The sequence below is a fragment of the Streptomyces sp. MMG1533 genome (assembly GCF_001279775.1).
In the GTDB taxonomy this organism is placed as follows: domain Bacteria; phylum Actinomycetota; class Actinomycetes; order Streptomycetales; family Streptomycetaceae; genus Streptomyces.
This window is the reverse complement of sequence record NZ_LGDG01000237.1, coordinates 17,414-38,197: the sequence shown is the minus strand read 5'-3', so window position 1 is coordinate 38,197 and position 20,784 is coordinate 17,414. Positions and strand designations below refer to the sequence as shown.

At 70.4% G+C, this 20,784-nt stretch carries 20 protein-coding genes and 1 pseudogene; 13 read left to right on the top strand and 8 right to left on the bottom strand.

Annotation, left to right across the window (positions count from 1 at the left end; translation table 11 throughout):
- Nucleotides 1–17: 17 nt before the first annotated feature.
- A complete protein-coding gene (locus ADK57_RS30490) occupies nt 18–461 on the bottom strand; it encodes a winged helix-turn-helix transcriptional regulator (RefSeq protein ID WP_053752840.1) in 444 nt (147 codons plus the stop codon).
- Between the two features lie 89 nt (nt 462–550).
- Here ADK57_RS30490 and ADK57_RS30485 point away from each other — a divergent pair.
- Nucleotides 551–1,753, top strand: a pseudogene (locus tag ADK57_RS30485) (MFS transporter); the annotation flags it as partial.
- A 32-nt stretch (nt 1,754–1,785) separates the two neighbouring features.
- Here the strand turns inward: ADK57_RS30485 and rarD are convergent.
- On the bottom strand, nt 1,786–2,736 hold the full coding sequence (gene rarD / locus ADK57_RS47980) for an EamA family transporter RarD (protein ID WP_420711922.1): 951 nt from the start codon (nt 2,734–2,736) through the stop codon (nt 1,786–1,788).
- Between the two features lie 224 nt (nt 2,737–2,960).
- Nucleotides 2,961–3,815: an SDR family oxidoreductase gene (locus tag ADK57_RS30480; RefSeq protein WP_053752838.1), complete on the bottom strand. Its 855-nt coding sequence runs from the start codon at nt 3,813–3,815 to the stop codon at nt 2,961–2,963.
- 94 nt (nt 3,816–3,909) lie between these two features.
- On the opposite strand from ADK57_RS30480, the gene ADK57_RS30475 reads away from it, so the two are divergent.
- The 4 genes from ADK57_RS30475 to ADK57_RS30460 all read left to right on the top strand — a co-directional run bounded on the left by ADK57_RS30475 (nt 3,910) and on the right by ADK57_RS30460 (nt 6,228).
- Nucleotides 3,910–4,311 carry a winged helix-turn-helix transcriptional regulator gene (locus ADK57_RS30475; RefSeq protein ID WP_053752837.1) on the top strand — a complete coding sequence of 134 codons (402 nt, stop codon included), beginning with the start codon at nt 3,910–3,912 and terminating at the stop codon, nt 4,309–4,311.
- A gap of 227 nt (nt 4,312–4,538) precedes the next feature.
- A complete protein-coding gene (locus ADK57_RS30470) occupies nt 4,539–5,138 on the top strand; it encodes a DUF6082 family protein (protein WP_053752836.1) in 600 nt (199 codons plus the stop codon).
- A 149-nt stretch (nt 5,139–5,287) separates the two neighbouring features.
- Complete coding sequence (locus tag ADK57_RS30465) at nt 5,288–5,545, top strand: hypothetical protein (protein WP_199830720.1); 258 nt, start codon at nt 5,288–5,290, stop codon at nt 5,543–5,545.
- Between the two features lie 185 nt (nt 5,546–5,730).
- Nucleotides 5,731–6,228: a DUF6082 family protein gene (locus ADK57_RS30460; RefSeq protein ID WP_053752835.1), complete on the top strand. Its 498-nt coding sequence runs from the start codon at nt 5,731–5,733 to the stop codon at nt 6,226–6,228.
- Between the two features lie 113 nt (nt 6,229–6,341).
- On the opposite strand, the gene ADK57_RS30455 is transcribed toward ADK57_RS30460, so the two are convergent.
- The 5 genes from ADK57_RS30455 to ADK57_RS30435 all read right to left on the bottom strand — a co-directional run bounded on the left by ADK57_RS30455 (nt 6,342) and on the right by ADK57_RS30435 (nt 13,397).
- Nucleotides 6,342–7,421 (bottom strand): 2-oxoacid:ferredoxin oxidoreductase subunit beta, encoded by a 1,080-nt coding sequence (locus ADK57_RS30455; RefSeq protein ID WP_053752834.1) that lies wholly within the window; start codon nt 7,419–7,421, stop codon nt 6,342–6,344.
- Entirely contained in the window at nt 7,414–9,339 is a 1,926-nt protein-coding gene (locus ADK57_RS30450; RefSeq protein ID WP_053752833.1) for a 2-oxoacid:acceptor oxidoreductase subunit alpha, read from the bottom strand. The genes ADK57_RS30455 and ADK57_RS30450 overlap by 8 nt, the downstream gene beginning before the upstream one ends.
- Before the next feature lie 269 nt (nt 9,340–9,608).
- Nucleotides 9,609–10,268 carry a response regulator transcription factor gene (locus ADK57_RS30445; RefSeq protein ID WP_324612219.1) on the bottom strand — a complete coding sequence of 220 codons (660 nt, stop codon included), beginning with the start codon at nt 10,266–10,268 and terminating at the stop codon, nt 9,609–9,611.
- A 390-nt stretch (nt 10,269–10,658) separates the two neighbouring features.
- Nucleotides 10,659–12,020, bottom strand: a complete 1,362-nt coding sequence (locus ADK57_RS30440) for a sensor histidine kinase (RefSeq protein WP_053752831.1) — start codon at nt 12,018–12,020, stop codon at nt 10,659–10,661.
- Nucleotides 12,021–12,158: 138 nt separating this feature from the next.
- The gene (locus ADK57_RS30435) at nt 12,159–13,397 is read right to left on the bottom strand and encodes a sensor histidine kinase (RefSeq protein ID WP_053752830.1); all 1,239 of its coding nucleotides are present in this window, start codon (nt 13,395–13,397) and stop codon (nt 12,159–12,161) included.
- Nucleotides 13,398–13,593: 196 nt separating this feature from the next.
- Here ADK57_RS30435 and ADK57_RS30430 point away from each other — a divergent pair, with 196 nt between their 5' ends.
- Genes ADK57_RS30430 through ADK57_RS30395 form a run of 8 tightly spaced genes read left to right on the top strand, consistent with a single transcriptional unit; the run spans nt 13,594 to nt 20,783 of the window.
- Nucleotides 13,594–13,989, top strand: a complete 396-nt coding sequence (locus ADK57_RS30430; protein WP_053752829.1) for an NADH-quinone oxidoreductase subunit A — start codon at nt 13,594–13,596, stop codon at nt 13,987–13,989.
- Nucleotides 13,980–14,606, top strand: a complete 627-nt coding sequence (locus ADK57_RS30425) for an NADH-quinone oxidoreductase subunit B (RefSeq protein WP_053752828.1) — start codon at nt 13,980–13,982, stop codon at nt 14,604–14,606. The genes ADK57_RS30430 and ADK57_RS30425 overlap by 10 nt, the downstream gene beginning before the upstream one ends.
- Complete coding sequence (locus ADK57_RS30420) at nt 14,603–16,204, top strand: NADH-quinone oxidoreductase subunit C (protein WP_053752827.1); 1,602 nt, start codon at nt 14,603–14,605, stop codon at nt 16,202–16,204. Before ADK57_RS30425 ends, ADK57_RS30420 begins: the two co-directional genes overlap by 4 nt.
- The gene (locus ADK57_RS30415; protein WP_053752826.1) at nt 16,201–17,169 is read left to right on the top strand and encodes a complex I subunit 1/NuoH family protein; all 969 of its coding nucleotides are present in this window, start codon (nt 16,201–16,203) and stop codon (nt 17,167–17,169) included. Before ADK57_RS30420 ends, ADK57_RS30415 begins: the two co-directional genes overlap by 4 nt.
- 2 nt (nt 17,170–17,171) lie before the next feature.
- The gene (locus tag ADK57_RS30410; RefSeq protein WP_053752825.1) at nt 17,172–17,747 is read left to right on the top strand and encodes a NuoI/complex I 23 kDa subunit family protein; all 576 of its coding nucleotides are present in this window, start codon (nt 17,172–17,174) and stop codon (nt 17,745–17,747) included.
- Complete coding sequence (locus ADK57_RS30405; protein ID WP_053752824.1) at nt 17,744–18,376, top strand: NADH-quinone oxidoreductase subunit J; 633 nt, start codon at nt 17,744–17,746, stop codon at nt 18,374–18,376. The genes ADK57_RS30410 and ADK57_RS30405 overlap by 4 nt, the downstream gene beginning before the upstream one ends.
- A complete protein-coding gene (gene nuoK / locus ADK57_RS30400; RefSeq protein ID WP_053752823.1) occupies nt 18,376–18,792 on the top strand; it encodes an NADH-quinone oxidoreductase subunit NuoK in 417 nt (138 codons plus the stop codon). The genes ADK57_RS30405 and nuoK overlap by 1 nt, the downstream gene beginning before the upstream one ends.
- Nucleotides 18,789–20,783, top strand: a complete 1,995-nt coding sequence (locus ADK57_RS30395) for an NADH-quinone oxidoreductase subunit L (protein WP_053752822.1) — start codon at nt 18,789–18,791, stop codon at nt 20,781–20,783. Before nuoK ends, ADK57_RS30395 begins: the two co-directional genes overlap by 4 nt.
- The last annotated feature ends 1 nt before the right edge of the window (nt 20,784 follow it).

Here is a 20,784-nt window from a genome sequence, read left to right as displayed (position 1 = left end):
GGTCCGACAATGCCGGGTCACCGAAGGGAAGCGGCCTCCGCCTCCCGCGTGTCGTACGCCGCCCGCGCCACCGCGATCTCCTCCTGGTGCGCCTCGGTCCACTTCACCAGAGACTGGATCGTGGCGTGCAGCGTCCCGCCCAGCGGCGTCAGTTCGTACTCCACCCGCGGCGGCACCACCGGATGCACCGTCCGCTTCACCAGACCGTCCCGCTCCAGCGAGCGCAGCGTCACGGTCAGCATCCGCTGGCTGATCCCGTCGATCTCCCGGCGCAGCTCGGTGAACCTGAGCCGCCGGTGCTCCAGCAGCGCGATGACCAGCAGCGACCACTTGTCGGCCACCCGGTCGAGGATCTGCCGCACCTGGCAGTCCTCCCGGACGTCCCACTGGAAGGGGTCGGCGTCGCCGTGGTCCACGGTGCCCGCGCAGTTACTCGGTGACTTTGAAGTGCCTTCTTCCATGTCTGTCGATGCTGCAGCAGGCTGAAGTCGGTTACAAGAGGGAACCGACCCTCAGGCCGGTAACCGACCCCTAGCTGTGGAGTACTGCCATGGGCACGCGCGCGTGGGCGCTGTTACTCGTCCTCTGCGGAACGATCTTCCTGGAGGGCATCGACGTCGCGATGATGGCCGTCGCGATCCCGTCGATCAGATCCGACCTCGGCCTCGCGACCGGCACCGCGGCCTGGGTGATGAGCGCCTACGTCCTCGGGTACGCCGGTTTCACCCTGCTCGGCGGCCGGGCCGCGGACCTGCTCGGCCGCCGCCGGATGTTCCTGACCTGGCTGACCGTCTTCCTGCTCTTCTCGGGCCTCGGCGGCTTCGCCACCGAGGGCTGGATGCTGGTCGTCGCCCGTTTCGTGACCGGGGTGTCCGCCGCGTTCATGACGCCGGCCGCCATGTCCCTGATCACCACGTCGTACGAGGAGGGCCCGCGGCGCGACAAGGCCCTGCTGGTGTTCGCCGGCACCGCGGCCGGTGGCTTCTCGCTCGGCCTGGTCGTCGGCGGCCTGCTCACCGAACTCGGCTGGCGCTGGGTGTTCTTCGCGCCGGTGCTGCTGGCGGGCGCGCTGCTGGTGGCGGCCGTACGACTGGTTCCGGCGCAGGACGCTCCTCCTCGAGTCCGACGCGGCTTCGACCTCCCCGGCGCGGTCACCGCCGCAGGCGCCATGCTGCTGGCCGCCTACGCCGTCGTACGCCTGGAACACGGCGTGGACGGCTGGCCGTTCACCGCGGCAGCGGCCCTCGCGGCGCTGCTGCTGGCCACCGTGTTCGTCGCTGTCGAGCGGCGCACGGCCGCCCCGCTGGTCCGGCTCGGCATCCTGCGCTCGGGCTCGGTCGTGCGCGCGGACCTCGGAGCGCTGCTGTTCGTCGGGGCCTTCTTCGGCTTCCAGTTCGTGGTGACGCTGTACCTGCAGGAACTGCGTGGCTGGTCGTCGCTCCAGACGGCGATCGCCCTGGTGATCATGGGGTGCGACGCGGTGCTGGCCCCCACCCTCACCCCGAAACTGGTCGCCCGCTTCGGCAACACCCGCGTGATCGTCGGCGGTTTCGTGCTGGCGGTCGTCGCGTACGGGCTGTTCCTGCCGGTCGGCATGGACTGGTCCTACGCAGCGATGTTCCCGACGCTGATCATCGCGGGCACGGCCTTCGCGCTGGCGTACGGGCCGCTGACGATCGCGGCGACGGACGGGGTCGCCGAGTCCGAGCAGGGACTGGCGAGCGGGCTGCTGCACACCGCCACGCAGTTCGGCTCCGCGATCGGGATCTCGGCCGTGACGGCCGTCTACGGCTTGGCTTCCACGGGGTCGGGATCCGAGGACACGCTGTCCGCCTTCCGCGTGGCGCTCACCGTGCCCGTCGGGATGGTGGCGCTTGGCCTGCTGATCTCGGCCCTGAGCGTGCGGGCGGACCGGCGGGCGGTGCGCAGGGCGTCCCAGGTGAGCAGCGTCAGCGCCAGCCAGACCAGCGCGAACCCGGCCCAGCGCTCGGGGGGCATGGCCTCGTGGAAGTAGAGGATGCCGAGCAGGAACTGGAAGACCGGGGCCAGGTACTGCAGCAGCCCCAGCGTGGACAGCGGCACGCGGATCGCGGCCGCGCCGAAGCAGACGAGGGGGAGCGCGGTGACGACGCCGGTCGCGGCGAGCAGGGCCGCGTGGCCCGCACCCTCGGTGGTGAAGGTGGAGTCGCCCTGCGCACCGAGCCACAGCAGATAGCCGAGCGCGGGCAGGAACTGGATCGCGGTCTCGGCCGTCAGCGACTCGACGCCGCCGAGGTTGACCTTCTTCTTCACCAGGCCGTACGTGGCGAAGGAGAAGGCGAGGGTGAGGGAGATCCACGGGGGCCGGCCGTAGCCGAGGGTGAGCACGAGGACCGCGGTGAGGCAGACGCCGACCGCCGTCCACTGCACGGGCCGCAGCCGCTCCTTCAGGAGCAGGACGCCCATGGCGATGGTGACCAGGGGGTTGATGAAGTAGCCGAGCGAGGCCTCGACGACGTGACCGGAGTTCACGGCCCAGATGTAGACGCCCCAGTTCACCGTGATGACGGCCGCGGCCACAGTGATCAGCGCGAGCCTGCGCGGCTGCCGCAGCAACTCGCCGGCCCAGGCCCAACGCCGGATGACGGCGAGCGCGACGGCCACGAAGACGAGGGACCACACCATCCGGTGGGCGAGGATCTCGACCGCTCCGGCGGGCTTCAGCAGAGGCCAGAAGAGCGGAACGAGCCCCCACATCCCGTACGCCGCGAAGCCGTTCAGCAGCCCTATGTGCTGCTCGCCCTTCGACGTCCCGGCCACGGGCCCCTCCTTCTCACGTCCAGCTCGCCTGCAAGAAGGTAACGCCGAGCACCCCCGCCTGTCATGCCCGTATCGGCATACGGTCATGACAGGCGGGGGTTGCCCGGGCCCCAGGGCCCTACCGGGGGAGTTCGGCCCTGGGGTGCTTCACCGGTTTCGGGTCAGCCCTTGAGTGCGGCGGCGACGGCCTCGGCGAGCGGCGTGGTGGGGCGGCCGGCCAGGCGGGACAGGTCGCCGCCGGCGACGACCAGCTCGCCCTTCTCGATCGACGCGTCCACGTCGGCCAGGATCGCGGCGAACGGCTCCGGCAGCCCGGCACCGGTCAGGATCCCGACGTAGGCGTCGGTGGAGACGGGGGAGTAGACGATCTCCCTGCCGGTCTGCCGGCTCAGCTCGGCCGCGTACTCGGCGAAGCTCCACGCCTCGTCGCCGCCCAGCTCGTACGTCTTGTTCTCGTGCCCCTCGCCGGTCAGCACGGCCACCGCGGCGGCCGCGTAGTCGGCGCGCGAGGCGGAGGAGACCCTGCCCTCGCCGGCCGCGGCGACGACCGCGCCGTGCTCCAGCACCGGGGCGAGCTGCTCGGTGTAGTTCTCGTGGTACCAGCCGTTGCGCAGCAGCGTGTACGGCACGCCGGAGGTGGTGAGCGCCTCCTCGGTGCCCCGGTGGTCGTCGGCGAGCGCGGCGCTCAGGCTGCCGGGGGCGCTGGTGTAGGCGAGCAGCGCCACCCCCGCCGCCTTCGCGGCGTCTATGACGACCTGGTGCTGCTGGACGCGGCCCTTGTCGAACTCGTTGCCCGAGACGAGCAGCACCTTGTCACCGGCCGAGAACAGGCCGTCGAAGGAGGCGGGGGTGTTGTAGTCGGCGAGCGCGATCTTCACCCCGCGGGCCGCGAAGTCGGCGGCCTTGTCCGCGTTGCGGACGACGGCGGTGATCTGCTCGGCCGGCACCTTCTCCAGCAGTTGCTCCACGACGTGGCGGCCCAGGTTTCCGGTGGCTCCGGTGACGACGATGCTCATGATCTGCGAACTCCTTGTGGGGTGCGGGACTGCCGCTAACCATAGGGGGTGCGCTAACTCTTCGAAAGTACCCACTTTGAAGTAAGGTACTGGTATGGCCGTAAGTGACGAGGTGGGAAGCGTACGTGTGGTGGCGGGCGAGGCGATGTGCCCGTATCGCCTGGTCCTGGAGCACGTCACCAGCCGTTGGGGCGTCCTGGTCCTGATCGAGCTCCTGGACCGCCCCCACCGCTTCAGTGAACTGCGCCGGGCCATCGGCCGCGTCAGCGAGAAGATGCTCACCCAGACCCTCCAGACCCTGGAACGCGACGGCCTCGTCCACCGCGACGCCAAGCCGGTCATCCCCCCGAGGGTCGACTACTCCCTCACCGACCTGGGCCGCGAGGCGGCGGAGCAGGTGCGGGGGTTGGCGGTGTGGACCGAGGCGCGGATGGGGGAGGTGCAGAAGGCGCGGGAGGTGTACGACGCGCGGAAGAGGGACTCTGAGCAGGGGTGACGCATGGGGCCGGGCCCTCTGAAGGAATGCGGACGGCGCCAGGGGGCACACATATGTCAGGGCGTTGGCCGACATGCGAGATACGTCCTTCCATGCGCCCCCTCTCCGCCTCCCGCGCCGACTTGAGTCGCCGGGCACGCTGGATGCGGAGTGCTGCACCCACCCGCGCGCCACCCGCGATGCCACCCTCCGGTGCGCGGTTACCGAACCCAGGGGGATGCCTTGACATGGCCACACAGAAACGGGCGGCGCGCAGTATCGGTTCTGCAGCCACCGCGGGACTCGGCCTGATGCGGGCGTTGTTCGCCCGTGGCCCTCGCCGTGGACGTCAGGAAGAGATCCTGGCCGAGCTGCTTCAGCAGCTCACACTGATGACCGACGAGATTCACCGGGCGAATGTGATCCAGCAGTACCGCCTCACCGTGGACCAGATGGACCGCATGGTCGACGACCCGTCCCTGGCGGACACCGCGAGCACACTGCCGGGGCTCTCCGAGGGCAGGCGACGGCAGATGATCTTCGCCAACCGGCAGTACGGCAACTTGTTGTTGGCGCATCGCGTCGGCGTGTGCGACTGGGATGAACTTCTGGGGCATTTACGCGTGTTATGCAGAAATTCGCTCTTTGCCGAGTACTGGGACCGCACGGTCGAGCACCGCAGGAGCCTTCCGACGGATTCGATGGAGGCGCGGGTCGGTGCTGCCGTCGACATCATGCTGGAGGAGCTCGCGGACGACCCTGACGAGTGGTGGATCGTGGGGCCCGGGCCGTCTGCCGGGCCGTCGCCTTCTCCCGGGCCGCCGCCCTCTCCCGGGCAGGCGTCCTGACGAGGGGGCCGGCCGCGCCGCGTCAATGAACGGCCCTGACTCCTGCAAAGGAGGTAATTCATGGGAAAACCGAGGCGAGCAAAGGGATCTTGCCGTAGCCTGTGCGTGCCCCGCCCACCTGGGGCTTTCCTGTCTAGAGAAGGCTCCGAGTGCCCCGCGAAATCTCTGCTCTCAGTGTTGTCCGCCGCATCGGAGACCCACCCAAGCTGCGGGGCAGTCAAACCGTCGAAACCTGTCCGGACGTCTTTGAGTTGAGTGACGGCAGGTTCGCGGTCATCGGTACGGAAGCCACCGCCGACTTGGACCCTCTCCTTCCCCCGGACGCGGCGCGAGCCGACTACGAGCGGATCGTCGTGATCGATCGCGAGACCCTCATCCGTGCCAAAAGGGATATCCCGGACGCCTGACGTTGACGCGTCACCTGTGACCCGTGACCCGTGACGCCTGCGCCTCTGCGTGACTGCGGAAGGCAAGGCGGGCGATTCGCGCGGTGCGTCCATCCGTGCGCCCCCTTTCCGCCTCCCGCCCCCACTTGTGCGGCCGTGCACCCTGATGGGCGGGGTGGTTTCTCGTGACGCGGGGGTGTGTCGACATGGCCGTACCAGATCAAGAGGAACTCTTACGGGGCCTGACCCAAGCGCTCACCCTCCTCGGGGAGGGCATGGCCGCGGTGGCGCAGGAGCTCCGGCTCGCGAACGAGATCCGGATGCACGGATTCTTCGTCGGGCAACTGGACCACGCGATCGGCGACCCGGTGCTCGCCGCAGCGTTGAGTACCTTGGACGGACTCTCCGTGGACCAGCAGCGCCAGATGCTCTTCGCCAACCGGGAGTACGGGCTGCTCCTGCTTGCCCACCGGGTCGGAGTGGCAGATCGGAGCGAACTCCTCGGGCACCTGAAGGTGCTGAGCAAGAACTCTCTCTTCGCCGAGTACTGGCGGCTGACGTCCGAGCACCGGCAGGAACTGCCGCCGGACTCGCTGGAGGCAAGGACCGGCCGGGCTGTCGACGCCATCATGGAGGAGCGGCTCGATGATCTGGAGGGGTGGTGGGTCGTGGGGCCCGACTCGGGGGCGCCGTCCGACTGTTGAGGGACAAGGCTGCCCTCAGGACATCCCCCAGCGCCTGACGTCTCGACGACACCGAGGGCCTGGGCGCGGTACCGCACCCAGGCCCTCAACCGTCATCAACCGTCAACCCTCGCTCAGCCCACGACCGTCCAGGTGTCCCCGCCCGCCAGCAGCGCCGCCAGGTCCCCCTTGCCGTTCTGTTCGATCGCCGTGTCCAGTTGGTCGGCCATCTGCGTGTCGTACACCGGTCGCTCCACGGACCGCAGCACGCCGATCGGGGTGTGGTGGAGGGTGTCGGGGTCGGCCAGCCGCGACAGGGCGAACGCCGTTGTCGGGGACGTCGCGTGGGCGTCGTGGACCAGCACGTCCGCCTCGTTCTCCGGGGTCACCGTGACCACCTTCAGGTCGCCGGTCGCCGCGTCGCGTACGACGCCGCGCGAGCGGTCCGTGCCGAAGCGGATCGGCTGCCCGTGCTCCAGGCGGATCACCGCTTCCTCGGCCTTCTGCTTGTCCTTGAGGGCATCGAAGGCGCCGTCGTTGAAGATGTTGCAGTTCTGGTAGATCTCGATCAGCGCCGTGCCCGGGTGGGCGGCCGCCTGCCGCAGGACCTCCGTCAGGTGCTTGCGGTCGGAGTCGATGGTCCGGGCGACGAAGGACGCCTCCGCGCCGATCGCCAGGGACACCGGGTTGAAGGGGGCGTCCAGCGACCCCATCGGCGTCGACTTGGTGATCTTGCCGACCTCGGAGGTCGGGCTGTACTGGCCCTTGGTGAGGCCGTAGATCCGGTTGTTGAAGAGGAGGATCTTCAGGTTCACGTTGCGGCGCAGGGCGTGGATCAGGTGGTTGCCGCCGATCGACAGCGCGTCGCCGTCACCCGTCACCACCCACACGCTCAAATCCCGTCGGCTGGAGGCCAGTCCGGTGGCGATGGCGGGGGCGCGGCCGTGAATGGAGTGCATGCCGTACGTGTTCATGTAGTACGGGAAGCGGGAGGAGCAGCCGATGCCCGAGACGAAGACGATGTTCTCCTTGGCCAGGCCCAGTTCGGGCATGAAGCCCTGGACCGCGGCGAGGATCGCGTAGTCACCGCAACCGGGGCACCAGCGCACTTCCTGGTCGGACTTGAAGTCCTTCATGGACTGGCGGGCCTCGGCCTTGGGGACGAGCGAGAGCGACTCGATCGTGTCCGTGCCTTCCGTGGACGTCTCAGTCATCGATGGCCTCCTTCAGAGCCGTGGCGAGCTGTTCGGCCTTGAACGGCATGCCGTTGACCTGGTTGTAGGAGTGGGCGTCGACGAGGTACTTCGCCCGGACGAGGGCGGCGAGCTGGCCGAGGTTCATCTCGGGGATCACCACCTTGTCGTAGCTCTTCAGGACGGTGCCGAGGTTGGTGGGGAAGGGGTTGAGGTGGCGCAGGTGGGCCTGCGCGATGGACTCGCCGGCCGTGCGCAGCCGCCGTACGGCCGCGGTGATGGGTCCGTAGGTGGAGCCCCAGCCGAGTACCAGGGTCCGTGCTCCGTGCGGGTCGTCGACTTCCACATCCGGTACGTCGATGCCGTCGATCTTGGCCTGGCGGATGCGGACCATGAAGTCGTGGTTGGCGGGGTCGTAGGAGATGTTGCCGGTGCCGTCCTGCTTCTCGATGCCGCCGATGCGGTGCTCCAGGCCGGGGGTGCCGGGGATCGCCCAGGGGCGGGCGAGGGTCTGCGGATCCCGTTTGTAGGGCCAGAAGACCTCGGTGCCGTCGTCCAGGGTGTGGTTCGGGCCCTGGGTGAACTGCACCTGCAGGTCGGGCAGCTCGTCGAGGTCGGGGATGCGCCAGGGTTCGGAGCCGTTGGCCAGGTAGCCGTCCGACAGGAGCATCACCGGCGTGCGATACGTCAGCGCGATCCGCGCCGCCTCCAGAGCCGCGTCGAAGCAGTCGGCAGGCGTGCACGGGGCGACGATCGGTACCGGCGCCTCGCCGTTGCGGCCGTACATGGCCTGGAGCAGGTCCGCCTGCTCGGTCTTGGTCGGCAGACCGGTCGACGGGCCGCCGCGCTGGATGTCGATGACCAGGAGCGGCAGCTCCAGGGACACCGCCAGCCCGATCGTCTCGCTCTTGAGCGCCACACCCGGACCGGACGTCGTGGTCACCGCCAGCGAACCGCCGAAGGCCGCACCCAGCGCCGCACCGATACCGGCGATCTCGTCCTCGGCCTGGAAGGTGCGCACGCCGAAGTTCTTGTGCTTGCTCAGCTCGTGCAGGATGTCCGAGGCCGGGGTGATCGGGTACGAGCCCAGGAACAGCGGCAGGTCCGCCTGGCGGGACGCGGCGACCAGTCCGTAGGACAGGGCAAGGTTCCCGGAGATGTTTCTGTAGGTGCCGGTCGGGAACGCCGTCGTCGCCGGGGCGATCTCGTACGAGACCGCGAAGTCCTCCGTCGTCTCGCCGAAGTTCCAGCCCGCGCGGAAGGCGGCGATGTTCGCGGCCGCGATGTCCGGCTTCTTGGCGAACTTCGACTTGAGGAACTTCTCGGTGCCCTCGGTCGGCCGGTGGTACATCCACGACAAGAGACCGAGCGCGAACATGTTCTTGCTGCGCTCGGCCTCCTTGCGGGTGAGGTCGAATTCCTTGAGGGCTTCCACCGTCAGTGTGGTCAGAGGGACCGGATGGAGGTGGTAGCCGTCGAGTGAACCGTCCTCCAGGGGCGAGGTGGCGTACCCGACCTTCTGCATCGCCCGTTTGGTGAACTCGTCCGTGTTGACGATGATCTCCGCGCCGCGCGGCAGATCGGCGATGTTCGCCTTGAGGGCCGCCGGATTCATGGCGACCAGCACATTCGGCGCATCACCCGGCGTGAGGATGTCGTGGTCGGCGAAGTGCAGCTGGAAGGAGGAGACGCCGGGCAGGGTGCCGGCGGGGGCGCGGATCTCGGCCGGGAAGTTCGGCAAGGTCGACAGGTCGTTGCCGAAGGACGCCGTCTCCGAGGTGAAACGGTCACCGGTGAGCTGCATACCGTCACCCGAGTCACCCGCGAAACGGATGATCACCCGGTCCAGGCGGCGGACGTCCTTCACGCCTGCCGCTTTGCGCTGCTCTCCCACGACGGTTCCGTCGGCCTGCTCCGCTGGACTACTGACCTGCGTCACTGAACTGGACCTCCCTCGAGGCGGCTGTCTGGGAGCGGCCGTCCCGCAGGCCCTCCCAGGATCAACCCTACGACCGTAAGGGTCGCCTTCCTTGGGTCATTCGCATGATGGACACGCTTTTGAGACGGTTCAGCGCACCGACTTGTCACGATTTACCCGCCCCGGCGCTTCCTTTTGAAGACGCTGCCCTTCATTCTTCGGTTCTCGGGATCGACGGGACCGCGCATCCCGCTCAGTGGTCGCCCCGTTTCTGACACGGTGTCAGGCCCTCAGGAGTTCAAGTAGGTGAGGACCGCGAGTACGCGCCGATGGTCCCCGTCACTGGGGGACAGCCCGAGCTTCAGAAAGATGTTGCTGACGTGCTTCTCGACGGCTCCGTCGCTCACAACCAGCTGCCGGGCGATCGCGGAGTTGGTCCGGCCCTCGGCCATCAGCCCCAGGACCTCACGCTCCCTCGGGGTGAGTCCCGCGAGCACGTCCTGCTTGCGGCTGCGCCCCAGCAGCTGCGCGACGACCTCGGGGTCCAGGGCCGTACCGCCCTGGGCCACCCGCACCACCGCGTCCACGAACTCACGCACCTCGGCTACCCGGTCCTTCAGCAGGTAGCCGACCCCGTGACTGGAACCTGCCAGCAGTTCGGTGGCGTAACGCTCCTCCACGTACTGCGACAGCACCAGCACCCCGAGACCGGGATGCGCCTTGCGCAGCTGTACGGCGGCCCGCACACCTTCGTCGGTGTGCGTGGGCGGCATCCGCACGTCGGCGACGACGACGTCCGGCAGCGCACCCTCCGAGTCCAGCTCGGTGATGGTCTTGATCAGCGCGTCCCCGTCGCCCACCCCGGCGACGACGTCGTGCCCACGGTCGGTCAGCAACCGGGTCAGGCCCTCCCTGAGCAGCACCGAATCCTCGGCGATGACCACCCGCACCCTGTCCTCCACGATCCTCGGCCCCCCACAGCCCCGACTCCACGCCCGCCCGGACGACATGGTCCAGCATTCCAGCATTCGGACCCGGGCGGGCCGGGGCAACGGGAATCAACGGCAATACCTGCACGGCACGGCGTGTTTCGGCCCCTGCACGGCCGGTTGTCGATCACCGGCCGGGCCGGTGCAACCAGCCCGTCCGGCGTTTGAGGACGAGGCCGCTCAGGCCGAACGGGGGTCCAGGGCGGAGCCCCCTGGCGGGGTCGAAGGGGCGGAGCCCCTGGGGACGGGGACGGGAACGGGTAAGGGCGGCGGGGGCGAAACACCACCCCGCCGCCCACCCCGCCGCCATCCGAGCGGATCACTGCATTACCGCCTCACCGCATCACTGCCTCACCGCATTGCCGGCTCCGTCCGCCAAGGCAACTCCGCGGTGATCCGGGTGGGCCCGCCCGCCGGCGAGTCCACCACCAGAATCCCGTCCACCGCGTCCAGCCGCTCGGCCAGCCCGGCCAGCCCCGACCCGCCGGACGTGTCGGCTCCGCCCACCCCGTCGTCCACGACCTGCAGCATCAGCCGGTTCTCCACCCGCCACACATCCACCGACGCCCACGTGGCCCGCGCATGCTTGCTGATGTTCTGCAGCAGCTCCGACACCGAGAAGTACGCGATCCCCTCGATCGCCGCCGCCGGCCGCGCGGGCAGATCCACCTCCACCTGCACCGGCACGGTGCACCGGGACGCCACCGCGGACAGCGCCGCATCCAGACCCCGGTCCGTCAGCACCGCCGGATGGATCCCGCGCGCCAGGTCCCGCAGCTCCTGCAGCGCCGTCTTCACCTCACCGTGCGCGTCGTCCACCATCCGCGCCGCGGCCTGCGGATCCTCCGTGAGCTTCTCCTTCGCCAGCCCCAGATCCATGGCCAACGCCACCAGCCGGGCCTGCGCCCCGTCGTGCAGGTCCCGCTCGATACGCCGCAGGTCCGCCGCGGCCGTGTCGACGACGACCCCCCGGTCCGACTCCAGCTCCACCACCCGCGCCGACAACCGCGTCGGCCCGAGCAGCCCGTGCACCAGCACCCGGTCCACCATCGTCAGCGCCCGCACGATCCACGGCGTGGCCAGCGTGAACAACAGCCCCACCAGCGCCGTGACGGCGATCTCGAAGGGGTTGTCGAGATAGATGTGGTGGCCTTCGTCGCCGTACAGCTGGAGCCCGTCCTGTCCGCCGTACAGCGGGAAGAGCCAGAACCACAGCGGGTACGTCATCAGCGTCCAGCCGATCGCGAAGAAGTTGACGGCGACGGTGAACGAGAACACCGACCACGGCAGGTACAGCAGCGAGTACAGCAGGGTCCGCCAGGAGGTGCCGCTCTTGAGGACGGCCCCCATCCACGCCATCACGCCCTGCTTCTTCATCCGCAGCGGCTCGGGGTTGCCCACCTCGAGACCCAGCAGCCCGCGCGCCCGGCCCCGCTCCAGCGCGCCGAACCCCCGGCACCCCGCCAGCCCCGCCGCCAGCACCGGAATCCCGAGGAACGTCACGAGCAGGCCCGCGCCGAGGGACACCATCGTGACGGCGTACGTGAACAGCAGCACGCTGATCGGCAGGCCCAGCAGCACATACGCCAGCTCGCTCCAGCTGCGCGCCTCGAACGGTGCCCGCAGCGCGGAGGGCAGCCGATGCCCCCGCGTGCTCTCCGCGAACCCGAGCCCGCTGTCGTGCCCGTAGCCCTGTCCGTAGTCCGTGGCCATCGGCGTCGTCCGTTTCTACTCGTCCTGAGGCTCCGCAGACCCTGCTGGTCCCGAGGCTGTGCCGTCGTACTTCCACCCTGCTAGGCCGCAGGTCCGCGGACCATGGAGTCCGTCGGCGTCTTGGACGGGGGGTTTTCCCTACCTCCTGGACTCCCTGGACTCTTCTGCCCCCCTGGGCTCCCTCGCGTCGAGCGACCGGTCCCGCCATGGCAGCTCCGCCGTGACCACGGTCGGCCCACCCGGCGGCGAGTCGATGACGAACAGGCCGTCGACCGCGCCCAGCCGGTCGGCGAGGCCGCGCATGCCCGTACCGCCGTCGAGGCGTGCGCCGCCACGGCCGTCGTCCCACACCTGGATGAGCAGCCGGTCGTCGGCCCGCCACACGTCGACCGACGCGGTCCTCGCCCCGCTGTGCTTGCTGATGTTCTGCAGCAGCTCCGAGACGGTGAAGTAGGCGATGCCCTCGATGGCCGCGGCCGGTCTGGCGGGCAGGTCGGCCGTCACCTTCACCGGCACCGTGCAGCGCGAGGCGACGGAGGACAGCGCGGCGTCCAGGCCGCGGTCCGTCAGTACGGCGGGATGGATGCCCCGGGCCAGATCCCGCAGCTCCTGCAACGCCAGCTTGACCTCGCCGTGCGCCTCCGCGACCATCGCCGCCGCCGTGTCCGGATCCTCCAGCAGCTTCTCCTTGGCCAGGCCAAGACCCATGGCCAGGTTGACCAGCCGGGCCTGTGCCCCGTCGTGCAGATCGCGCTCGATGCGCCGCAGATCGGCCGCGGCCGTGTCGACCACGACCCCCCGGTCCGATTCCAGCTCGGCGATCCGCCGCTCCAGCTCGTCGGAGGGCGACAGCAGGCCGCGCACCATCACCCGGTCCACGTTGCTCAGCCCCCGCGCGATGAACGGCAGCACCGGCCACAGCACGAACAACGAGGTCAGAGTGATGGCGAAGGTGAGGACACCCCAGGGCAGCCGGATGAAGTCGTACAGCACCGTGCGCCAGCCCACCGGGTCCTTGATCCCCATCCACAGCTGCGCGAAGAAGCCGCTCCTGCTGCTGCGCAGGGGAAGGGGGCTCGGCTCGGCGATCCGCACCCCGAGCAGCGCCCTGGCCCGCGCCCGCTCCAGCTTGCCCAGTTGCCGGGCGCCCATCAGGCCGGCCGCCAGCAGCGGGAAGCCGATCACCGTCACGGTCAGCCAGAAGCCGGTGAACAGCACCGTCACGACGTAGGTGAAGCCGAGCAGCGCCACGGGAAGGTTCGCCAGGAGGTGCGCGATCTCCTTCCAGGTGTGCCGGTCGAAGGCGAAACGGACAGGCGGCAGGCGGTCGCTGTCCGCCTCCCCGATGGGTCTCGAGGTCGGGAGACGTTCGGTCATATGGGTTAGCGTGCCGCGCGGCGGGCCCCCGCGCCATGAGGCGGACCGCCGCGATCGCCTGGGGATAACCCCACCCCGGCGACCTGTGGCTTCTGCCAAGGCGTGACGGGCTGCTTACGGTCTCTTTAGCAGGGCCTAGACTCCCGTGCGTACAGATCGTCGAACAGAGTCCAAGGTCAGGGAGCGAGGGACTGACGTGCCGGAACCGACCGTCGTCGTTGCGGCGGACTACTTCCAGTCGTACTCGGTCGTCGGGCTGCTCGCCGTCGTCGGCGTGCTGTTCGTGGCCGTCGCCTTCGGAGCAGGGCGGCTGCTGCGCCCTGTGGTCCCCACCCCCGAGAAGCTCCTGACGTACGAGTGCGGCGTCGACCCCGTCGGCGAGGGTTGGGCCCACACCCAGGTCCGCTACTACGTCTACGCCTTCCTGTACGTCATCTTCGCCGTCGACTCGATCTTCCTGTTCCCCTGGGCGACGGTGTTTGCCGGGGACGGGTACGGGGCGACGACGCTCGTCGAGATGTTCATCTTTCTCGGCTTCCTGGCCGTGGGCCTGCTGTACGCCTACAAGAAGGGTGTTCTGGCATGGACGTGACCTCGACTCCTTCCGAGACTCCTTCCGAAACCGTTTCCGAGCCCGTGTACCTCCCGGAGCCGAAGCGCCTGGGCGCCCTCGCGCGCCTCGCCCCCGAGCCGATGAAGGTGGTCCTCAACTGGGGCCGCCGCTACTCCCTCTGGGTCTTCAACTTCGGCCTCGCCTGCTGCGCGATCGAGTTCATCGCCGCGTCGATGGCCCGCCACGACTTCATCCGCCTCGGCGTGATCCCCTTCGCGCCCGGCCCTCGCCAGGCCGACCTGATGGTCGTCTCCGGCACGGTCACGGACAAGATGGCGCCGGCCGTGAAGCGCCTCTACGAGCAGATGCCCGAGCCGAAGTACGTCATCTCCTTCGGCGCGTGCTCCAACTGCGGCGGCCCGTACTGGGACTCGTACTCCGTCACCAAGGGCGTCGACCAGATCATCCCGGTCGACGTCTACGTCCCCGGCTGCCCGCCCCGGCCCGAGGCGCTGCTCCAGGGGATCCTCAAACTCCAGGAGAAGATCGCCCGGGAGTCCCTGGGGGAGCGGTACGGGACGGCTGCCCGGCCTTCGGCCGCGGCCCTGCAGAGCGGGCTGGTGCGGCCGCCGGCCGCCGAGGGGGATGCGCGATGACCGTGGTCGGCTGGCTGCCCGCCCCCGCCGAGGAACTGTTCGGCGCGGAGGCCACGGCTGAGGAGTCGTACGAGGTCCTGACGGTGGACGTGCCGCCCGCCTCCTGGATCGCGGCGCTGCAAACGGCCCGCGACCGTCTCGGCTGCACCTACTTCGACTGGCTCAGCGCGGTCGACGAACCGGGCACGGGCTTCCGCGTCTCGGCCCACGTCGTGGCACTCGCCCCGGTACGCCGCCTGCTCGTCCGTACGACCGTCCCGCACGAGGCCCCCGCCCTGCCGACCGCCGTCGACGTGTACGCGGGCGCCGCCTGGCACGAACGCGAGACCCACGAGATGTTCGGCGTCGCCTTCGAGGGCCACCCCTCCCTGGACCACCTCCTGCTCCCGGAGGGCTTCGAAGGCCACCCCCTCCGCAAGGACTTCGTCCTCGCGGCCCGGGTCGCCAAGGCCTGGCCGGGCGCCAAAGAACCCGGCGAGTCCGAACACGGCGGCCCCAAACGCCGCCAGATGCTCCCCCCAGGCGTCCCCGACCCCAACGAATGGGGCCCCCTGAAGGGCCAGCTCCCCCCGGCCCCGACCCGCCCTGCCCGCGGCGCGGGCCGCGCGGCGCCGGGCGAACGGCCGGCACGAGCGGCGGGCGAACGGCCCGTACGCCGGGCCCGCACGGCATCCGAGGGCTCGGCGAGCCAGACGGAGGCGTCGCCGGCTCCGGTGGAGGGGGCGGCGGGTCGGGTGGAGGAGTCGCCGACTGCGGGTGCGCCGGCCGGGCCGAGGCGGTCTCGTACGGCGGCGGAGGGTTCGGCGAGTCAGGCGGAGGCGTCTCCGGTGGAGGGGGCGGCGGCTGCGGCCGCTCCCGCCGGGCCGAGGCGTTCCCGCACCGCGGCGGAGGGTTCCGCGAGCCAGACCGAGACGACGTCCCAGTCCAGGGATGCGGCGGCCTCGGATACGCGGGCCACGGATGCCACGGCCTCGGATACGCGATCCACGGATGCGTCCGCCCCGGATACGCGGACCACTGATGCCACGGCCACCGAGGCGCCGGGCGCCCGGCGTCGGGCGCGCACCGCTTCGGAGGGGTCGGCGAGTCAGCGACCCACGCCGGGCGCGGCGGCGTCGGCCGGCGACACCGACGAGGCCGCCGCACCTCCGCAGACCGAGGGCACGCCCCCGAAGGCCCCCACCACCCCGCGCAGCCCGGACGCTCCCTGGCACCACGCCCGCCCGGCCTTCGCCGAACCGGAACCCGAGCGAGGCACTGAGCCTGAGCCGAGCGCCAGGCCTGAGCCGAGCGCCAGGCCTGAGCCGAGTGCCGAGCCTGAGCCGAGGACCGAGCCCGAGCCCGAGCCCGAGCCGAGGACCGAGGCCGAGCCCGAGCCGAGGACCGAGGCCGAGCCCGAGCCGAGGACCGAGGCCGGGAACGCCCCGGCATCCAACGCCGAGCAGGCACCGGTAGCCGAGCCCGATCAGGTAGCCGAGCCCGATCAGGTACCCGAAGCCGAGCGCAAAGCCGAAGCCGAGCAGGCACCCGGCCCCAAGCCCGGCCCCAAGCCTGCCCCCACCCCCACTCCCGAAGATCCCGCAGGAGGCCCGCAGTGAATGACGCACTCGACGTCGCCCTGCGACTCCTGATCATCTTCGTCGTCTTCCTCACCTTCCCCCTGATCGTCGGCCAGACCGAGCACAAGGTCATGGCCCACATGCAGGGCCGCCTCGGCCCGATGTACGCCGGTGGCTTCCACGGCTGGGCCCAACTCGTAGCGGACGGCGTGAAGTTCGCGCAGAAGGAAGACGTCGTACCCGCGGGCGCGGACCGCCGTATCTTCCAACTCGCCCCCGCTGTCGCCCTCCTCCCGTATCTCCTGGTCCTCCTCGCCATCCCCATCGGCCCCGGCGAGGGCGCCGTCGGCGAGGTCATCGACGCGGGCGTCTTCTTCGTGCTGGCCGTGATGGGCGTAGGCGTCCTCGGCTCACTCATGGCCGGATGGGCCTCCGCCAACAAGTTCTCCCTCCTCGGCGGCCTGCGCACCGCCGCCCAACTCCTCGCCTACGAACTCCCGATGCTGCTCACCGCCGCCTCGGTGGCCATGGCAGCCGGGACGGTCTCGCTCCCCGGCATCCTCGACGCCTTCGAGTGGTGGTGGCTGCCCTGGCAGATCGTCGGCGCGATCGTCTTCTTCGTCGCCGGCCTCGCCGAACTCCAGCGCCCGCCCTTCGACATGCCCGTCGCCGACTCGGAGATCATCTTCGGCGCGTACACCGAGTACACCGGCCTGCGCTTCGCCCTGTTCCTTCTCGCCGAGTACGCCGGGATCGTCGTCCTCTGCGGCCTGACCACCGTCCTTTTCCTGGGCGGCTGGCACGGCCCCTGGGGAGCCGACGGCCTCGGCTGGGTCTGGACCCTCCTGAAGGCGGCCGTGCTGGCCTTCGTCGTCATCTGGCTCCGCGTCACCTATCCCCGCCTGCGCGAGGACCAGCTCCAGAAACTCTCCTGGACCCTCCTAGTCCCCCTCTCCCTCGCTCAGATCGCCCTCACCGGCATCGTCAAGGTGGTGATCCAGTAACCATGGCTGAGCCTCTTCCGCCCACCCGGTCCCGCATTCCTGGCAGTGGCCTCGCCAAGGGCCTGGCCGTCACCCTCCGCACGATGACGCGGAAGACCGTCACCGAGCAGTACCCGGACGTCCAGCCCGACCTCCCGCCCCGCACCCGCGGTGTGATCGGCCTCTTCGAGGAGAACTGCACGGTCTGCATGCTGTGCGCCCGCGAGTGCCCGGACTGGTGCATCTACATCGACTCCCACAAGGAGACCGTCCCGGCGGCGACCCCCGGCGGCCGCGAACGCAGCCGCAACGTCCTCGACCGCTTCGCCATCGACTTCTCCCTGTGCATGTACTGCGGTATCTGCATCGAGGTCTGTCCTTTCGACGCCCTGTTCTGGTCCCCGGAGTTCGAGTACGCCGAGACCGACATCCGCGACCTCACCCACGAGCGCGACAAGCTCCGCGAGTGGATGTGGACCGTCCCGGCCCCGCCCGCCCTCGACCCCGCCGCGGAGGAGCCGAAGGAGATCGCCGCCGCCCGCAAGACGGCGGAGAAGCTCGCCGCGGCGCAGGCCGAGCCGACGGAGGGAGAGTCGTGACCCCGGCCTCCGCCGTGACCCTCACGGCCGCCACCGAGACCCACGGCTTCCTCTCCCCGACCGGCGTCGAGATCGCCTTCCTCCTCGTCGGCCTGGTCACCTTCGGCGCCGCACTGGTCACCGTCACCACCAAGCAGCTGGTGCACGCCGCCCTGTGGCTGGTGGTCGCCCTCGGCGGCCTCGCCGTCGAGTACCTCCTGCTCACCGCCGAGTTCATCGCCTGGGTGCAGGTCCTCATCTACGTCGGTTCCGTCGTCGTCCTCCTCCTGTTCGGTCTGATGCTCACCAGGGCCCCCATCGGCCGCTCCCCGGACGCCGACTCCGGCAACCGCTGGGCCGCCCTCACCGTGGCCGTCGCCGCCGCGGCCGCCCTGGTCTGGGTCGTCGTGGACGCCTTCCGCACCACCTGGATCGACCTGAGCGGCCCGGCAGCCGGCTCCACCGAGGCCACCGGCGCCAGCCTCTTCCAGAACTGGGTCCTCCCCTTCGAGGCCCTTTCCGTCCTCCTCCTCGCCGCCCTGGTCGGCGCGATCGTCCTCTCCCGCAAGACCAAGGCGGACGCGGCGAGCACCGGCCCGGGCGTCCCCGGCGCCCGGGGCACCCGGCGCGACACGGAAGGGGCCCGCTGATGCACCTCGCCTATCCCGCCGTCCTCTCCGCCCTCCTCTTCTGCACCGGCCTGTACGGCGTCCTCGCCCGGCGCAACGCGATCCTGGTCCTGATGTCGGTCGAGCTGATGCTCAACGCCGTCAACCTCAACCTCGTCGCCTTCGACGTCTGGCTCAGCCGGGCCGCCGAGGAGACCCTGCACTCCGGGCAGGCCCTGACCCTCTTCACCATCGCCATCGCCGCCGCCGAGATCGGTATCGGCCTGGCGATCGTCCTCGCCGTCCACCGCAATCGCGGCACCGCGGACATCGACAAGCTCCGCGACACCGCCGAGGGCCACGAGAGCCACCCGGCGGACGGCCTCGACGGCTCCGACAGCGACGCCCGCACGGCCGAGCAGGCCGACCGGGCCGGGAAGGCTGAGGCCACCGCGTGACCACGACCACCCTCGCCGTCCTCGTCCCCCTCCTTCCGTTCCTGGGCGCAGCCGCCGGCCTGCTCCTGGGCCGCACGGCCCCCGGCTTCGTCCGCCCGCTCGCCGTCCTGCCGACGCTCGCCGCCCTCGCGCTCGCCGCGGTGGTCGCCGTGCGCCAGGGCGGCGACCACGCCGTCGACGCCGCCACCGAGCTCACGCCCACCGGCTCGGTCCCGATCGAACTGGCCCTGCACATCGACGGCTTCGCTGCCCTCGTCGCAGTCCTGGTCGGCCTCGTCGCCACCTGCGTGCAGATCTACTCCACGGGCTACCTCCGCGACGACCCGCGCTACCCCTCGTACGCCGCCCTCGTCTCCCTCTTCACCTCCGCGATGCTGCTCGTCGTCTACTCCGGCGACCTGATGGTGCTGCTGGTCGGCTGGGAGATCATGGGCATCTGCTCGTACTTCCTGGTCGGCCACTACTGGGAGACCCCGGAGGCCCGCGCCGCCTCCCTCAAGGCCTTCCTGGTCACCAAGCTGGGCGACGTCCCCTTCCTGATCGGTCTGTTCGCGCTGGCCACCGACGCCGGGTCCTTCCGCATCACCAGCGTCCTCGGCGCCGTCGCGAGCGGCGGACTCGACCACCCGACCCTCATCGCCCTGCTGCTCCTGGCCGGCGTGGCGGGCAAGTCGGCGCAGTTCCCGCTGCACACCTGGCTCCCCGACGCGATGGCGGGCCCGACCCCCGTCTCCGCGCTGATCCACGCCGCGACGATGGTCGCCGCCGGTGTCTACTTCATCGCCCGTCTCCTCCCGGTCTTCGAGGCCTCGCAGGCCGCGATGGTGGTCCTCGCCGTCATGGCCGCCGTCACGATGACCGGCTCGGCGCTCGCCGCGCTCGCCCAGGACGACATCAAGCGCGTCCTCGCCTACTCGACGATCGGTCAGCTCGGCTACATGACCGGCGCCCTCGCCGTCGGCGACCGCGGAGCCGCCGTCTTCCACCTCCTCTCGCACGGCGCCTTCAAGGCGTTGCTGTTCCTCGCGGCGGGCGTGATCATCCACGCCGCCGGCACCAACTCGCTGGCCGCCATGTCCCGCATGGGCCACCTGCGCGACCGTGTCCCCGACGCCTACTGGACGATGACCGTGGCGCTCCTCGCGCTCGCCGCGATCCCGCCCTTCAGCGGCTTCTTCTCCAAGGAGTCCGTCCTCGGCGCCGCCGAGCACGTGGCCACCGGGCACACGGAGCACGCCCCCGGTGCCGCGGGCTGGACCGTCCTCGTCGCCGGCCTGGTCACCGCCCTCCTCACCGCCGCGTACGCGATCCGTCTGTGGCTGCTGGCCTTCCGCGGCCGGGGCGCCGAGGCCCCCGACCACGGCAGACAGCCCCTCACCATGACCGCGGTGCTGTGGGTGCTTGCCGTCCCGTCCCTCGCCGTCGGCGCACTCGCCTACCGCGTGCTGCCCGACTGGTTCGACGGCCGTGACCTGACCCCGACCCCGACCACCTCCGTCCTCGGCACGGGTGTGGCCCTGGTCGGCGGCATCGTCACCTACGCGGCCTGGCGGCACACCAACGCTCTCGCGGCCCGCGTCCCGCTGGGTGCGGTCGCGGCCCACCCCGAGGGCGACGCCGGTCAGGTGGAGGCCGAGGCCATTGCCAGCCACAAGCCCGCCTACGGAGACGTGGCCTATGCGCCCGACCCGGCGGACCCGGGCCGTCTCCTGCTCGGCCCGCTGCACCGCCACGCGGCCGTCGGCTTCCACCTCGACGCCGTGTACACGGCCCTCTTCGTCCGACCGGTCCAGGCCGGAGCCACCCTCGTCCGGTTCCTCGACCGCGAGGTCGTCGAGACCTACGTACGCGGCGCGGGTGCGCTGCCCCGTCTGCTGGGAGCCGCCGTACGGCGGGCCCAGACCGGCAATCTGCAGACCTATGTGAGCGCGCTGCTCGCCGGCACCGTCGTCCTGGTGGTCGCCGCCGTCCTCGTCGCCACGGGAGCGTGAG

Excerpts from the sequence above, each read along its gene's own strand:
- ADK57_RS30490 (WP_053752840.1), bottom strand. The coding sequence starts at position 461 with ATGGAAGAAGGCACTTCAAAGTCACCGAGTAACTGCGCGGGCACCGTG.
- rarD (WP_420711922.1), bottom strand. The coding sequence starts at position 2,736 with ATGTGGGGGCTCGTTCCGCTCTTCTGGCCTCTGCTGAAGCCCGCCGGA.
- ADK57_RS30480 (WP_053752838.1), bottom strand. The coding sequence starts at position 3,815 with ATGAGCATCGTCGTCACCGGAGCCACCGGAAACCTGGGCCGCCACGTC.
- ADK57_RS30475 (WP_053752837.1), top strand. The coding sequence starts at position 3,910 with ATGGCCGTAAGTGACGAGGTGGGAAGCGTACGTGTGGTGGCGGGCGAG.
- ADK57_RS30470 (WP_053752836.1), top strand. The coding sequence starts at position 4,539 with ATGGCCACACAGAAACGGGCGGCGCGCAGTATCGGTTCTGCAGCCACC.
- ADK57_RS30460 (WP_053752835.1), top strand. The coding sequence starts at position 5,731 with ATGGCCGTACCAGATCAAGAGGAACTCTTACGGGGCCTGACCCAAGCG.
- ADK57_RS30455 (WP_053752834.1), bottom strand. The coding sequence starts at position 7,421 with ATGACTGAGACGTCCACGGAAGGCACGGACACGATCGAGTCGCTCTCG.
- ADK57_RS30440 (WP_053752831.1), bottom strand. The coding sequence starts at position 12,020 with ATGGCCACGGACTACGGACAGGGCTACGGGCACGACAGCGGGCTCGGG.
- ADK57_RS30435 (WP_053752830.1), bottom strand. The coding sequence starts at position 13,397 with ATGACCGAACGTCTCCCGACCTCGAGACCCATCGGGGAGGCGGACAGC.
- ADK57_RS30425 (WP_053752828.1), top strand. The coding sequence starts at position 13,980 with ATGGACGTGACCTCGACTCCTTCCGAGACTCCTTCCGAAACCGTTTCC.
- ADK57_RS30420 (WP_053752827.1), top strand. The coding sequence starts at position 14,603 with ATGACCGTGGTCGGCTGGCTGCCCGCCCCCGCCGAGGAACTGTTCGGC.
- ADK57_RS30410 (WP_053752825.1), top strand. The coding sequence starts at position 17,172 with ATGGCTGAGCCTCTTCCGCCCACCCGGTCCCGCATTCCTGGCAGTGGC.
- nuoK (WP_053752823.1), top strand. The coding sequence starts at position 18,376 with ATGCACCTCGCCTATCCCGCCGTCCTCTCCGCCCTCCTCTTCTGCACC.